Origin of the sequence: Lancefieldella parvula DSM 20469, assembly GCF_000024225.1 — a bacterium.
Classification (GTDB): Bacteria; Actinomycetota; Coriobacteriia; order Coriobacteriales; family Atopobiaceae; genus Lancefieldella; species Lancefieldella parvula.
In genome coordinates, this window is sequence record NC_013203.1 from 701581 (window position 1) to 716791 (window position 15211).

The 15211-nt window shown below is 46.6% G+C and carries 15 protein-coding genes; 6 read left to right on the forward strand and 9 right to left on the reverse strand.

Features of this window, described 5'->3' with window-relative positions:
• Positions 1-10 precede the first annotated feature (10 nt).
• The 6 genes from folE (at position 11) to adhE (ending at position 7904) form a co-directional block, all read left to right on the forward strand.
• Positions 11-598, forward strand: a complete 588-nt coding sequence (gene folE / locus APAR_RS03220) for a GTP cyclohydrolase I FolE (protein WP_012808711.1) — start codon at positions 11-13, stop codon at positions 596-598.
• A gap of 14 nt (positions 599-612) precedes the next feature.
• Positions 613-2037: a bifunctional folylpolyglutamate synthase/dihydrofolate synthase gene (locus APAR_RS03225; RefSeq protein WP_012808712.1), complete on the forward strand. Its 1425-nt coding sequence runs from the start codon at positions 613-615 to the stop codon at positions 2035-2037.
• A gap of 85 nt (positions 2038-2122) precedes the next feature.
• A complete protein-coding gene (locus APAR_RS03230) occupies positions 2123-2554 on the forward strand; it encodes a zinc ribbon domain-containing protein (protein WP_012808713.1) in 432 nt (143 codons plus the stop codon).
• Positions 2555-2691: 137 nt separating this feature from the next.
• Positions 2692-4458 (forward strand): threonine--tRNA ligase, encoded by a 1767-nt coding sequence (thrS, locus tag APAR_RS03235; protein WP_012808714.1) that lies wholly within the window; start codon positions 2692-2694, stop codon positions 4456-4458.
• A complete protein-coding gene (locus APAR_RS03240) occupies positions 4451-5218 on the forward strand; it encodes a PLP-dependent transferase (RefSeq protein ID WP_012808715.1) in 768 nt (255 codons plus the stop codon). The genes thrS and APAR_RS03240 overlap by 8 nt, the downstream gene beginning before the upstream one ends.
• A 67-nt stretch (positions 5219-5285) precedes the next feature.
• Positions 5286-7904, forward strand: coding sequence for a bifunctional acetaldehyde-CoA/alcohol dehydrogenase (gene adhE, locus APAR_RS03245; protein WP_012808716.1), 2619 nt, complete (start codon positions 5286-5288; stop codon positions 7902-7904).
• Positions 7905-8274: 370 nt separating this feature from the next.
• On the opposite strand, the gene APAR_RS03250 is transcribed toward adhE, so the two are convergent.
• The 9 genes from APAR_RS03250 to APAR_RS03290 all read right to left on the reverse strand — a co-directional run bounded on the left by APAR_RS03250 (position 8275) and on the right by APAR_RS03290 (position 15192).
• Complete coding sequence (locus APAR_RS03250) at positions 8275-9318, reverse strand: hypothetical protein (protein WP_012808717.1); 1044 nt, start codon at positions 9316-9318, stop codon at positions 8275-8277.
• A gap of 214 nt (positions 9319-9532) precedes the next feature.
• Positions 9533-10021 (reverse strand): dihydrofolate reductase, encoded by a 489-nt coding sequence (locus APAR_RS03255; RefSeq protein ID WP_012808718.1) that lies wholly within the window; start codon positions 10019-10021, stop codon positions 9533-9535.
• Positions 10022-10093: 72 nt separating this feature from the next.
• On the reverse strand, positions 10094-10942 hold the full coding sequence (gene thyA / locus APAR_RS03260; protein WP_012808719.1) for a thymidylate synthase: 849 nt from the start codon (positions 10940-10942) through the stop codon (positions 10094-10096).
• Between the two features lie 90 nt (positions 10943-11032).
• Positions 11033-11281, reverse strand: coding sequence for a hypothetical protein (locus APAR_RS03265; RefSeq protein WP_012808720.1), 249 nt, complete (start codon positions 11279-11281; stop codon positions 11033-11035).
• Positions 11282-11482: 201 nt separating this feature from the next.
• A complete protein-coding gene (locus APAR_RS03270; protein ID WP_012808721.1) occupies positions 11483-11914 on the reverse strand; it encodes a (deoxy)nucleoside triphosphate pyrophosphohydrolase in 432 nt (143 codons plus the stop codon).
• A 1-nt stretch (position 11915) separates the two neighbouring features.
• Entirely contained in the window at positions 11916-12632 is a 717-nt protein-coding gene (locus APAR_RS03275; RefSeq protein ID WP_012808722.1) for an acyl-[acyl-carrier-protein] thioesterase, read from the reverse strand.
• A 60-nt stretch (positions 12633-12692) separates the two neighbouring features.
• Positions 12693-13520, reverse strand: coding sequence for a putative ABC transporter permease (locus APAR_RS07130; protein ID WP_012808723.1), 828 nt, complete (start codon positions 13518-13520; stop codon positions 12693-12695).
• The gene (locus APAR_RS03285; protein WP_220093150.1) at positions 13517-14098 is read right to left on the reverse strand and encodes an HD domain-containing protein; all 582 of its coding nucleotides are present in this window, start codon (positions 14096-14098) and stop codon (positions 13517-13519) included. Before APAR_RS03285 ends, APAR_RS07130 begins: the two co-directional genes overlap by 4 nt.
• Positions 14099-14262: 164 nt before the next feature.
• A complete protein-coding gene (locus APAR_RS03290) occupies positions 14263-15192 on the reverse strand; it encodes a diacylglycerol/lipid kinase family protein (RefSeq protein ID WP_012808725.1) in 930 nt (309 codons plus the stop codon).
• Positions 15193-15211: the final 19 nt, after the last annotated feature.

Consider the following 15211-nt stretch of genomic DNA (forward strand, 5'->3'; position numbering starts at 1 on the left):
AGGTTGCCTCGTGGCAGCAGAAAATAACTATAAAGAGCTTGATCAAGAGCGTGTAAAAGCTGCGGTCACTGAATTTTTGCTTGCTATTGGTGAGGATCCAGAGCGAGAAGGTCTGCTTGATACGCCAGACCGTGTTGCTCGCGCTTGTGTGGAGCTCTTTGGCGGTATGCAGGAAGACCCTGCAGTTCACCTTCGCAAACAGTTCCACGAAGAAGGCAATAAAGAGATGGTTATTGTCCGCGACATTCCTTTCTCATCTACTTGTGAACATCACATTTTGCCATTTGTAGGTAAGGCACATGTCTGCTACATCCCACAAAATGGTCGTATTACCGGCCTTTCCAAGATTGCTCGCTGCGTCAGCGGATATTCTCGTCGTCTGCAGGTACAGGAGCGCTTAACGGGCCAGATTGCAGATGCCATGGTAGAAGAGCTAGATCCCTTGGGTGTTTTGGTGGTTATGGAGGCCGAGCATACGTGCATGAGCATGCGCGGCATTAGGGCATCGGGTGCTTTGACCACTACTTCTGCAGTTCGTGGCATTTTTAAGACTAACGAGAAAACCCGTGCAGAAGCTATGCGTCTGCTTGGTCTATAAGAGGAACGTGTGCTATGGGTTATTCTGTTCCATTTTCTGTGCCTGAGCTGAGCTATAAGCAGTCTTTAAAGGTACTTCATGACACAAAGAAGTTTGGTATTCAGCCTTTGCTGGAGAGCGTGGAAGACATGCTCAAAGAGCTGGGCAATCCTGATCTCTGCTTCAAGAGTGTCCAGATTGCAGGTACTAACGGCAAAACGTCTACTTCCAGATATACTGCAGCATTGCTCAAGGGAGAGGGTCTCAAGACTGCTCTCTATACATCTCCCGAGCTTATCAGCTATACCGAGCGTATGGAGGTCAACGGTACACCCGTTTCTGAGGCTGTATTTGCTCACGGCATCTCTGCAGCTCAAGTAGCAGGGGAGCGCGTCAATGCTCAGCGTACAGCCTTGGGCAAGCGCTCTTATGACATCACTGAGTTTGACCTCTTGACCGTTGCGGCCTTGGTTATCTTTGCCGAGGAAGCGATTGACGTCTGTGTGCTTGAGTGTGGCATGGGCGGCAGATGGGATGCAACAAGTGCTGCTCAAAATATCACCTCCGTTGCTATCACAGGCGTTGGTCTGGATCACACACGCATTTTAGGCGATACTCTTGAAGCTATTGCTGGCGAGAAGGCCGCCATTATCAAACCTGGTCGCACCTGCGTGCTTGGTGTGGGAACGACAACTCCTCAGAGTGTCCAGGACGTATTCTTGTCCCAAGCAGCTTCTGCGGGCGTTGTCCCAACACTTCTTGTTGCTGATAAGCAAGAAGACGTCGAGGGAGAGGTTTCTGCTGGTCAGTCATCTGACCATCCAGAGCTGCCTCATGCACATTTCTTTATTACCAAAAAGCCTAAGAGCATTGGTTTTCCGCTTGAGCTCACGGTTGTTACGCCACGCGCAACCTACGAAGATCTTGCTGCGCTTAAACCAAGCTACCAGGCAGCAAATATTGCTCTAGCAACCTGCTTAGCTGAGGATTTTCTGGGTCATCCACTTGATGCAGAGAAGGCGTTTTTCTCCACAACAAGATGTCCTACGCCTGGCAGGTTTCAGTTGCTCCAGCCTAAGCCTTTGGTGCTTATTGACGCAGCTCATAATCCACAATCAATTGAGACTTTCTTAACTGCAATCCGCTCAATTGAGCCAGAGGTTGCTAACCGTCCTATGCTTTTGACCGCAGTTTTTGCAGATAAAGACGTTACGGGCATTGCGGAACTTCTCGCCAAAGAGTTTCCTGAGGTAGCGGTAACTCAGACGGACAACAATCGTGCTATGGACGCGGAAGAGCTTGCAGAGGTGTACAAAGCCTGCAGCGCTCATGTGGTAGCTGTTTATAAGAGTGTTCCTGAGGCAGTAGCTGCCTTGCGCGAGAAGGGTTTTGTGGCATGTGGAACAATTTCACTTGCTGGCGAGGTTGCTGCACAATTTAGTAATGCTTTGGTAAAATAAATGTATCTGCGATTTTTCGCTTCTTTTTGAGGTGGTTTGTCGTAGGATAAAACAAAAAGTAAGCACCAGCAGAAGGGGCTGTCAGATGCAGGAAATTCTTGATCAGATTATTACACCTGAGGTACGTATGGTCATTTACCTCATGGTAATTTGCGTCGTAATGCTTTATATCCTTTCCATCATCTATGTTATTCGTGACGCTCAGCGTCGTGGTGCAGAGCCTTGGTGGATGTGGGCAGTCATTTCTGTTGTTCCTGTTGTCGGCTTGCTTGCCTACGTTATTTTGCGTCCAAGCAGCTACCTCATTGACCGTGAGGAGCAGGACCTTGACATTGCCCTTCGTGAGCATCAGCTGTCTCACTACGGCATTTGCCCAAAGTGCTCCGCTCCAATCGACCGCGATTTCATCGTGTGTCCAATCTGCAATACGCAGGTTAGAAACGTTTGCCCAACATGCCATCGTCCACTGAACGCAGACTGGAAGGTTTGCCCTTACTGCCGCACTCGCATTCAATAACGTTTGGTTTTGTTCTTTATGATGGCAATCTGGTGTTTTACAACAGAGACTATGTAGGCGTCTGCTCCTAAGCTCCCGTGTGAGCAGAGTAGGCGCCGTGCCTGTTTCTATGAGTATCTACCTCTGAGAGGTTTTACATGAAGGTTTTATATAACGACGGTCATGTTGGCGAGATTAACGATGCAGCTGAAGAGCTTGAGGTTATTCGCCATGATGCAGCTCATCTGCTTGCCCAAGCCCTGAAGCGTCTATATCCACATGCACAGTTTGCCTATGGTCCAGCAACCGAAAATGGTTTTTACTATGATGTTGATCTTGGAGACACCAAGGTTAACGAGGATGATTTCCCAGCAATTGAAGCTGAGATGAAGAAAATTGTTAAAGAGAACCTTAAGATTGAGACCTTTGAGCTTCCTCGCGATGAGGCCGTTGCCTATATGAAGGAGCGCGGCGAATCTTACAAGGTTGAGCACATTGGTGACCTTGCTCCAGACGCACACATTACTTTCTATAAGCAGGGTGAATACGTTGACATGTGCGTTGGTCCTCACATGCTCTACACCAAGGGTGTTAAGGCATTTAAGCTGACGAGTATTTCTGGTGCTTATTGGAAGGCCGATAAGAACAACAAGATGCTCACCAGAATTTATGGTGTTGCTTTTGGCTCTAAAGATGAGCTTGCTCAGTACCTCAAGATGATTGAAGAAGCCGAGAAGCGCGACCACAGGAAGATTGGTCGTGAGATGGAGCTCTTCATGATGTCTGACTTTGGACCAGGTTCTCCTTTCTGGCTTCCAAACGGTATGGCTTTGCGCAATGCTCTGACCGAGTACTGGCATGAGATGCAGGCTCGCTTTGGTTACCAGGAGGTTCAGACTCCATTGATCCTCTCGCGTTCTCTTTGGGAGACTTCTGGTCACTGGGATCACTACAAAGAGAATATGTACACTACCACGGTAGATGAAGAAGACTTTGCCATTAAGCCTATGAACTGCCCTGGTGCTTGTTTGATTTATAAGTCTAAGCCACGTTCTTATAGGGATCTTCCTATGAAGTTGGCTGAGGCTGGACTTGACCATCGTTACGAGATGAAGGGTGCTCTGCACGGTCTGTTCCGTGTTCGTGAGTTTACCCAGGATGATGCACACCTCTTTATTCGCCCTGATCAGATTACTGAGCAGGTCACGGATGCTTCTCATCTCATTACCGCGTACTATGCACAGTTTGGCTTCCCATATCGTGTTGAGCTTTCTACGCGTCCAGAGGATTCTATGGGTTCTGACGAGGATTGGGAGCGTGCTGAGCAGGGTTTGCGCGATGCGCTTGATGCTATGGGCATTGACTACGTTGTTAATGAGGGTGACGGTGCTTTCTACGGACCAAAGATTGACTTCCATCTGACCGATTGCCTTGGTCGCTCTTGGCAGTGCGGCACCATCCAGCTTGACTTCCAGCTTCCTCATAACTTCCAGCTTGAGTACATCGACTCCGATGGCACCAAGAAGCAGCCAATCATGATTCACCGTGCTGGCTTTGGTTCCTTCGAGCGTTTTATTGGTATTTTGACCGAGAACTACGAAGGCAAGTTCCCTGTCTGGTTGAGCCCTTGCCAGGTCAAGATCCTTCCTGTCTCCGAGAAGTCTCGCTCTTATGCTCATGAGGTTGCAGATAAGCTTGCAGCTGCTGGTATTCGTGTTAAGGTCGATGACCGTGACGAGAAGATCGGCTATAAGATTCGTGAGGCTCGTTCTCTTGATCGCGTGCCTTATATGCTTATCCTTGGTGAGCAGGAGGTTGAGGCAGGAAACATTTCTGTTCGCGATCGCTCCAATGAGACTCACGCAGCAGAGCTTGACGAGTTTATTGCTCAGGTTGTCAAAGAGAATTCTGAGCGTATTGGTTAATCAGGTTTCAGACAAAGTACCAGTTGCCGGTGGCGTCGCGCAGGACGTTACGGCTGGCACGAGCAACACTGTCGGAGCTGTTGATGTGATGCAAACCGCAACTGACGTTGTAGCTGAATACGTAAAATTGACAGGGGCAGGACGTGCACGGCTTGTCCCTGTTTCATATGTAGATGAACTTCTCGCTACTCTTGTTGCGGGCGGAGCGAGCGTTGTAGAGCCGCTTTCTGGTGTACCTGTTGAAGTGTGCGACATCAAAGGCAGGGCTGCAGCTGGGGAGCTGTTAGTAGCAGACGTGCGTATGATTGGTGCCGAGTTTAGTCCCGCGTGCCGTCTGGGGGCAGAGCTTGCAGTAGCCGAGGACGTTCGGGTGCCGGGATATGTTGTCGTGTGCATGCGGAAGTGCTGCATACCGTGGGTTGCAGAGGTGGTTGAAGCCAAGGCTTGCTCTGCAGAGAACGTGATAGTTACTGCCACGGGAGTGGAAGAGCAGGCGAGTGCACGGGCTTCTCGCCATGCGGCGAGCGACGCAGCGCAGGTGGTTGCTGCATACCTGGCGTGCCATCCGCGCGTTGGGGCGGTGCGCTATCCGGGTCTCAAAACGGATCCGAGCTTTGCGCGCGCTACGTCGCAGCTGGTGGGCGGATTTGGCCCGTACGTGGATTACATCTGGAAAGAATTACCAGGTGAATGGCATAGATTTGTTGCAGGGGATGAAGATGCGAGAACGCAAATTATAAATTTTGAGAGACTCGGTTAACGGTAAGCATTTGTTTAACAGACCTTGGTATAATTTGAATTAATGTTCCTAAACAGAAGGGGATTTTATGGCAAAGAAGGCTACTCAAATTGAGGATGTTGATACTTTGCTCAAGCGCCTCGAAGAAATGCGCGAGGCACAGGCAGAGTTTGCAACATTCACTCAGGAGCAGGTCGATAAGATTTTCTATGAAGCTGCTCTTGCGGCCGAGAAAAATCGTATCTCTCTTGCTCGCATGGCAGTTGAAGAGACTGGCATGGGTGTAATGGAAGATAAGGTTATCAAGAACCATTACGCAGCAGAGTATATTTACAACAAGTACAAGGACATGAAGACCTGTGGTGTTGTAGAGGATGATCCAGCTGCAGGTTATCGAGTTGTAGCCGAGCCAATGGGCATTGTAGCTGCAGTTATTCCAACTACTAACCCAACTTCTACCGCAATCTTTAAGACACTTCTTGCTCTGAAGACAAGAAACGCCATTATTATTTCCCCACACCCTCGTGCAAAAGAGTGCACTATTGCTGCTGCTCGTATTGTTCGTGATGCTGCCGAGAAGGCCGGCTGCCCCAAGGGTATTATCGACTGGGTACCAGCTCCTACCATTGATATGACTGCAGCAGTCATGAGCAACGCTGATATCATCTTGGCAACCGGTGGTCCAGGTATGGTCAACGCAGCATATTCTTCTGGTAAGCCAGCTTTGGGTGTTGGTCCTGGTAACACTCCTGCTATCATCGACGATACCGCAGATATCAAGCTTGCAGTTAGCTCCATCATTCACTCTAAGACGTTTGACAACGGTATGATTTGTGCTTCTGAGCAGTCCGTTACTGTTCTTGACGGCGTGTATGACCAGGTCAAGAAGGAGTTCGCTGATCGCGGTTGCTACTTCCTTCAGGGTAAAGAGCTTGACGCTGTTCGTAAGACCGTCATTGTTAACGGTGCTGTTAACGCAGCTATTGTTGGTAAGTCTGCTCACTTCATTGCAAAGACCGCTGGCGTCGATGTCCCAGAGAAGACCAAGATTCTTATTGGTGAGGTAACCTCTGTTGAGCCTTCAGAAGAGATGGCTCACGAGAAACTTTCTCCAGTTCTTGGTATGTATCGCGCAAAGAACTTTGACGAGGCAATTGCTAAGGCTGAGCGTCTTGTTGCTGATGGCGGCTACGGTCACACCAGCTCTCTTTACGTCAACATCAACGAGAAAGAGAAGATTGCTAAGCATCAGGAGGCAATGAAGACCTGTCGTATTCTGATCAATACACCTTCCTCTCAAGGCGGTATTGGAGACCTCTACAACTTCAAGATGGCTCCATCCCTAACCCTTGGCTGCGGAACCTGGGGCGGCAATTCCGTCTCCGGCAACGTTGGCCCACAGCACCTGCTTAACTACAAGTCTGTTGCAGAGAGGCAAGAGAATATGCTTTGGCTTCGTGTACCTGAGAAGGTCTACTTCAAGAGGGGCTGCATGCCTGTTGCTCTTCGTGAACTCAAAGAGGTCTATAACAAGAAGCGCGTCTTCATTGTCACTGACCAGTTCCTTTATAAGAGTGGCTTCACTAAGACTATCGAGGAAACCCTGGATTCCCTGGGCATCGTTCACTCTTCATTCTGGGACGTTGCTCCAGATCCAACCCTTCAGTGTGCTCTTGAGGGCGTAGCTCGCATTCGCTCCTTTGAGCCAGACTGCATCATTGCAATCGGTGGCGGTTCTGCTATGGACGCAGGTAAGATTATGTGGTCCATGTACGAGAACCCAGAAGAGAAGTTTGAAGACATGGCAGCAGACTTCTTGGATATTCGTAAGCGTGTTTACAACTATCCTAAGATGGGCAACAAGGCATTCTTTGTTGCAATTCCAACCTCTTCTGGTACCGGTTCTGAGGTAACTCCATTTGCTATCATCACCGATGCCGACAATGGTGTTAAGTACCCACTTGCAGACTATGAGCTGCTGCCTAACATGGCAATTGTTGATACTGATAACATGATGAGCCAGCCTAAGGGTCTGACCTCTGCTTCTGGTATCGATGTTCTTACTCACTGTCTTGAGGCATTTGTCTCCATGATGGCATCTGATTACACAGACGGTATGGCCCTTCGCGGTATGAAATTGGTCTTTGAGTACCTGCCACGTGCTTATGACAATCCAAACGATGTTGAAGCGCGCGATCACATGGCAAACGCTTCTTGCCTGGGTGGTCTTGCATTTGCTAACGCATTCTTGGGTGTCAACCACTCCATGGCTCACAAGCTGGGTGCTTTCCACCACATCCCACATGGTTGGGCTAACGCAGTTATCCTTACTCGCGTTATGCGTTATAACGCAGCTGAGCGCCCAACAAAAATGGGTACCTTCCCACAGTATGATCATCCACACACTCTTGCTCGTTATGCTGAGGCAGGTCGTTTCTGCGGCGTTACCGGCAAGGATGATCGTGAGGTCTTTGAGAACTTCGTCAAGAAGATTGAGGAGCTCAAGGCATACATTGGTGTTAAGGAAACTATCAAGGATTACGGCGTAGATGAAAAGTACTTCCTCGACACTCTTGACCAGATGTCTGAGCAGGCATTTGATGACCAGTGCACTGGTGCAAACCCACGCTACCCACTTGTCTCCGAGCTTCGCGAGCTCTACTTGGATGCTTACTACGGTCGCGAGCCAAGCTTCTACGAGGATTAATTCTTTCACCTGTAGTTTTGTGTTGTATTAATCGTGTCGTTTCCGTGGTGTATTATTTTTGGCACGCAGTACATCCGTTATGTAGCACGTAATACATAAAGCAAGAGCCGGTTACCTAAAATCCTAGGTAACTGGCTCTTTTCTAATTAGCCAACTTCATCACTCATTCGACTGATGAGTAAATTTGCTTGAAACGGCGATCCTAGAATTACAAAACACATCAATGTCACTTATTCTGTTAAAAATGGCTATACATTGCTTCAATAATGCGTGTTCGGTGCAGAATATCGTCATTTGGTGTGTTATTCGCAGTGAAATTAGCAGATTATCCGACATTGCTGTGTTGTCTTGTTGGGTAATTCAAGGATAGTTAAATTTTATATATTAGTTCATTCATAAATCTGTATATTGAATCAAGTTTATTCATCAAAACGAATTGCTCGTTAGAATATTGACGTAACGTCCGTCTTATCCGATAGAGATTACTATCACCTAAGTCTTTCTTAATGTTTAGGAATATATTTTGCATTGCTAGCTGTTTTCTATAGATATCTGCATTAATAAAGTATTCTTTAATACTTACCGAGTTCAGCTCATTTGTTCTTTGACTATCTTTTCTTTGCTGGTAGAAGTCATCGTGATATGAGCCATTGTATTCAATAGCTACTAAATTTAATCCAGACAAATTTGATTTAGACATCTTACCAAATAGTAAATCAAGTTTTCGTTCTTTAGCTTGTGCCTCTGGGTTTATTTGGTTTTTTATTACATATGATTTATTTAGCGCAAGAGGTAACTGATTAAAGCCACCCTCCCGATACGGAAGTGAAGATCTGATTGCCATTTTAACTTCCATGGGAGAAGCAGCATCAGGAAAGAAGTAGCGCATGTTTCTTTGCGTTGTCCGCAGACCAGGCGAATATGGCTCAAGCGCACATAGTAGGGAGGCGAGTTCTTCCTTATCTACTAATGGCATGTCAAATTCGCAAAGGTCGCCATTTGGGAGATGTCCATACCTGGCCATCAATAGATTTGCAAGGACAATTTGATGAAGGGAGCTTTTATTCCTAGAGAGCATACAAACAGCTAAAGCAGGCGAGACGCAATACACATTCCGACCAAGATCAATCAATGAACCCATGGGCAAAAGACACTTGAACTGATGAGACACTCGCGTATCACAAAACCTTGTTCTTGTATTGTTCCTGAGTATCTCATGAGTAGTTTCTGCTAAGACAATGCCATATTCTTTCTTCAAAAACAGGAGCTTTTCTTCATGCGCTTCAGTTGAACATGCAGAGTACGTCGTATGAAAATCTTTAGATGACCGCCGTAATAACGCCTCGCCATTTCCGCCTGTCTTAAGTTGCACACAGATTTGCAGCGCAGTTTCATGCGAGAAAACAATATCCATTCGTTCCTCCTTAGAATGAGAAACGAATATAACAGCATGATTTTTCAGTAGTCTGACAGTTGTTTGTTAGCTTTCTGACTTGGCACTATCAAAATAAAATAACCCTCTCATACCAGCAGGTAAAAGAGGGGGTAATGACAAACTAAATTGGAATGGTAATAAATTAAATCTGTTCAATCAACATGAAATTCATACGATTGAACTCACGCAACAGCTAAACGTGCTGGTAGGTTACAAACTTAAAAGCAACACCTTCTGGAGTCACTCCACCGTCTTCCTCGTTACAAACTTTCCACGCAGGGTCTTCATCTAGATTGGGGAAGTACGTATCCGCATCAACCACCGTATCATGTTTTGTAACGTATGCGTAAGAGCACCTGTCGAGAAGGGCACGGTAAATCGAAGCGCCACCAATAAGCCAGACTTTTTCTGGAGCTTCATCCTTAACTAAACGAAGTGCTTCCTCAGCCGACGACACAATCTCAACACCTTCGACCTGGTAGTTGGTATTTCTAGAGATGACAATGTTGCGGCGGCCCTTGAGTGGTCCTCCAGGAAAACTCTCCAGCGTTTTTCTGCCCATGATAACCGTGCAGCTGCGCGTGTGCTCAACAAAGTACTTCATATCGGCTTTGTTGGGAATAAGAAGGTCCCCATCGCATCCGATACCCCAATCGCGTGTTACAGAAACAATTGCGTTCATGTGGTTCTCCTGGTGAGTTTTTATGTGAAATTACTGCTTGTGGGGGCAGGGGATGAGTAGCATCCGTTGCACTTAAACAGCAATCGGAATGTTTTTAACCTGTGGACCGTGCTGATAATCTTCAACGATAAGATCGTCAGTAGTGAAGTCGTAGAAGTTGGTGATGTTAGGGTTCAGGCTCACCTTTGGTGCATCAAAGGTTGGACGAGAAATCAATTCTTTAACAATATCTACGTGACGATCATAAATGTGAGCGTCGGCAATCATGTGAACTAGCTCGCCAGCTTCCATTCCGCTGACCTGTGCAACCATCATCAGCAAGATGGCATACTGGCAAACATTCCAGTTGTTAGCTGCAAGAATATCCTGACTACGTTGAACAAGCAACAGGTTAAGCGTAGGTCTATTCTTTCCTGCCCCCTGGGTAACGTTATAGATTGCGTTGAATGCGCATGGATAGAGGTTCATCTCTGAGAGATCAGCAAAGGTGTACAGGTTGGTCATAATACGACGGCTGAATGGATTCTCTTTGAGATCCTTGAGCACACGATCCATTTGATCGTAATCGCCATCAGCATAGTGAGAAACCTGTCCAACCTGGTAACCGTAGGCTTTTCCGATGGAGCCGGACTCGTCAGCCCAAGAATCCCAAATGTGGGAGTTGAGGTCGTTAACGTTGTTTGATTTCTTCTGGTAAATCCATAAAACTTCGTCCATGGCACTCTTGAGTGCGGTACGACGAAGCGTCAGCGCAGGAAACTCCTCACGCAAATCGTAGCGATTGCAGACGCCAAATTTTTTGATTGTGTACGCAGAAGTTCCGTCTTCCCAGGTAGGACGGACCTTCTCACCCTCGGTGGTGGTACCGTTTTCAATAATGTCGGAGCACATATCAATAAAAATACGGTCTGCTTTGCTCATATTTAATCCTTCAAATCATTATCGAACAAAAATACAAGATAAAACTGCACGTAGAGTTGTTAGCAATAACGTTAGCTAGCAATCGTGCTGCTACCAATTACTATCGGAATAAGCACTGTAAGGATCCCCAAAAAGCGAATTTGAGTTAGTTTGATTATTCGCAGCACAAGAACGTCCTAGTCCTGAGAGCAGCATAATAACTATAAAAAATAGTAAGCCTACAGGAAAAGGAGAGCCATCAGGCATCTGCGGCGGATCATTTGGGTCAAAGTCAGGTCCTTCACCGCTAAATCCATGCCTTTTATGCTTGGTATCTTGGTTGTTGTCTTTCTTTGCCATCAATCCTCAATCAAACGCTTATATTTTGATGATACCCGTCGTTGCCTAAGGATTTCATGGCGAGAAATCCCTCTCGCTGTCACTTCACATTCTCTGCAAAGTATTTTGTACACGACAACTTGTTTGCGCTTGCAACGCCGTGTTACCTGTAGCCTTTGGCAAGGTTGCATGTATGCGTCGTGTACAGGCAGCCTGCAGTTTCTATAGATGCTGTGACGCAAAGATATCGTTCCAGAACGTGCCAAGTTGCTTGATTAGCTCAATGTCCGCAGGCAACCATTGCACGTCGAGCAGCTCGTTCTGAGCAAGCCAGTGAAGCTCTGAGTGAACCTTTGGATCTACAATAGGACTCTCGGACTCATTTAACGTGCAGATATAACAATCCATGTGCAGGTCAAAAGTGGGGTAGGAGTAGGTTACTGTGTCGTAAAAGAATGCCGCTTGCACAGTGCAGTGCAACTCTTCTTGAATTTCTCGACGCAGGGCCTGCTCCGAGGTTTCTCCTGCCTCAACTTTTCCGCCAGGAAACTCCCATAAGCCAGTATTTTCTTTATCAGCTCTGCAAGCTGCAAGGATCTTATTATCCCTATAGAATATAGCTGCAGCTACATTGATTGTTTTTGTCTCGGACATGTTAGCCTTCCAGTCTAACCGTTGCAAACACAGTAGAACTCTCGGCATCTTTAAGCACTACCGAGAAACCCGTCTCATCGGTATATACCTCGGGGGCAATGGTGTCGCCCAAGTGCGCTTGGCTTCTGTACTGAACCACAATGCGGCGCAACTTGTGAGAATAACCAAGAGCTACAAGCGTGTCGACAGCCATGAGCACATATTGAGCGTTGTTGACGTGCTTGTTTGTATCCAGGTGTTGCTGAGAAACAAAAATGGCTGGGCCGTCAACAGCAGTTCCCTCAAGTGCAATTTTGCGCGGAGTAGGTGGTAAATCTACACGAGGCTCGCCAGTAATGTACACGCTCTCACTTTCTGGAACGCGAGCTGCTTTACCTTCTTTAATGTTCATTAAATACCAGGTAGAATCAGCCTTTACGATGGTTGTGCCACTCTCATCATTGATAATAAATGACCTAGATGCTTGAAGGCCTTTCATCTGATATGACCAGGTACCAACAAAGATCTTCTCGCCAAACTGAGGAAGTCGGTCAACTTGAATCTGCCAAGTTGCTAGAACCCATGCGTATCCTTCGCTGGCTAGTTGCTTAAAGCCGCGGCCGATATCTTCTGAGTGGAACGTTGAGCAGTCCTGCAGGTAATTCATAACACCTACTAAGGAAAGCTTTCCCGTTTCATCGCACTCGCTGTATCTAACCCTACTTTCAATGGTGTACATACAAATCCAAACTCGAAATCAGTAGTTTGCTGAGGTATTACCGTATGTCAAGAAGCTCGTTTAGTTATCCCAAGGAAATGAGCCCGGTAAGCGATCTTTGACTTTCTGTGTGGTGTTATCAAGCTTCTGCTTGGTTACCTGGACTTTTTGTGAAACTTCTTGAGCTTTTTGGGATGCAATGAGAGTTGCAGTTTGAGCGGCTGCATTTGCTTTTTGCGATGCACTTTGTGCCGCAGCACTAACTTTTTGCGACGCATTCTGTGTAGCTTCTTCAATCCTCAAAGATGCATCTTGTGCGGCAGCTTCAACTTTGTGATGGGTGGTTGGTCCATTCCAAAGAAGGCTGGCAACAGTGTCTAAAAAATAGAGGGTGGCCACAATAAACGCCACAACTGAGATGGTATGCTTGGAAAAAATCATCAAAATATCAAGCATCGATGGAACTAGTATAAAAACTGATGTAACAGAAAAAGCACCAAATACAGCGCTGGCCTGCGGACAAATACGACCATGTAAGTTGAACTTAAACATGGAGTAGTCCCACCACTTCTTTTTAAAGCGACGCTCTAAAAATAGGCCGGTCGAGTACTCAATAACTGTGGCCAAGAATCCACCAATGATAAAGACAACAAATGGATTGGAAATCTGACCAAGAACCAACCATACCGCAAGTGCCCCAATACCGTAAATTGGGCAAGAGGGTCCAAAAAGAAAGCCACGTTTGGTAAATTCGCCTTCGACAATAGAGCAATAGATGGTCTCGTACACCCAGCCGCCAAAAGAAATCAACGCAAAGATTATGACCATCTGAGGAAAATGAAGTACAAATAATTCAATATTTCTATCGAGGGCAAAAAGTGTGCACAGTGTCTCGGTCATGGTACTCATGAGAGGTTTCCGTAATCCGTGTAGTTATTGAGTGCATCTGACTTGCTGTCGGTTGTGCCCTGAAAATCACTTTCAGGTGTCGAGAAACCTTTTGGGTTGAAACCATCTTTTTTGTATGGATTGCCTGTCAGTGTTTCTGCAGTTGAACAAGCTTTATCACAAGTTGTAACAATCCAAGCTTCTTTGGTGTGAGGTGGAATAGGAACCAGTGGAAACATGTGATGCAGGATGATGTCTTCCTCAACAGGTGTTAGATCAGGAAAATCTTCGCGGGCATTATTAAGTGCGTGGCGAGGGTGAGTAAATCCATGCCAGTTGTCTGGTGCGGCATTGTGATCATGCCAATCATAGAGGTAGTAGTCATGCAGGAGCGCGCCACGTACAAGTGCACGTTCATCAACTTTGATACCAGTATTCATAGCAAAGGCAAGGCTACTGTAAGCAACTGCGATAACGTGGTCGAGTGTGCTGGTAGTTCCATGCTGCGTAAAAGATGCAAGTTGATAGAGTCTTCCAGACTTCAGAATGGGAGTCGAAAGCTCATCAAACCTCTTACGAATTTTAGAAACGTCAACCAAAAAATATCCTATCGACTGCATGCGAATATCAGAAAATCGCATGTGTACCTTAGTAATGTATCTACAAAAGATTAGTTAATCTCGCGGTTAGGTGCAATCTTTTTGGCTGAATGTTACGAAAATGAAAGAATAGGAATCGCGGGTTAGAACAGTGTTTACCTGCGTTATACCTTCTTGCTGTAAGGACTCATGTAATCTACTACAACGTTTACCGCGCTAGGAAGACAGCGAGCAGAGTATGCGTAGATGTCGTGGCAGGTGACTTCACCATTTACCTCTAGTGGCATGGGGGTTTTCGATTCAACGTAAATTTCTTTACCACTAAAACTATTAAGGTAAGGTCTGCCAAGTGACTCTCCCGTGCGATCAAAGAAGCCAGAAAGTAGCGGTCGAACTAGCTTTGCTGTCATGTGAGTTTCGATAACAATAACCTCAAGTAAACCGTCATTCATACGATTACCAGGCGCAAGTTCAATTCCAGCTTGCATCATGGAGCTGTTTGCAATAAGGCATCCGATGCCCTGAAGCTCATGTGTCTTTCCATCAACGGTAATTTTGAAGTCGTGGACCGGTGGCATGAGGTTTGCAAGGGCAGCAGTAAAGTATGCTGCTTCTCCAAAGGTCCGTTTGTGAGGGATAGCTGAACGCATAATCTCTGCATCAAGACCAGTTCCAGCCATTAAAGGCACGCCAGCAACATGGGTTTCTCCCGATACAGTGGTCCAGGTAATTTCACCCAAGTCTAGCTTGGCAGTCTGAAGGTTTCTACAGGCTAGCGCTAATGCGTTAGGCTCAGGAGCGTTTCCAATACTTGCGGCCAGAAGATTAGCGGTGCCAGAGGGGAAAACTAAAATAGGCGTCTGACATCCTCTAAGGCCGTAGAGTAGGCTAGATACGGTTCCGTCACCACCCGAGAGCACTACTACGTCAAAGTCTTCAGGTTGAACAGAGCTTAACACTTCATTTGTGTGCCAATGGCTTTCAACAAGCTTTACCAGACATTTGTCGCCACACTTCAGAAGAGCACGCTCAAATTCAAAGATTGCATCAGAGCTAAAACCCGAGCAAGGATTGTGAATGATGAGGGTTCTCATATATCCTCCGAAGATTTGC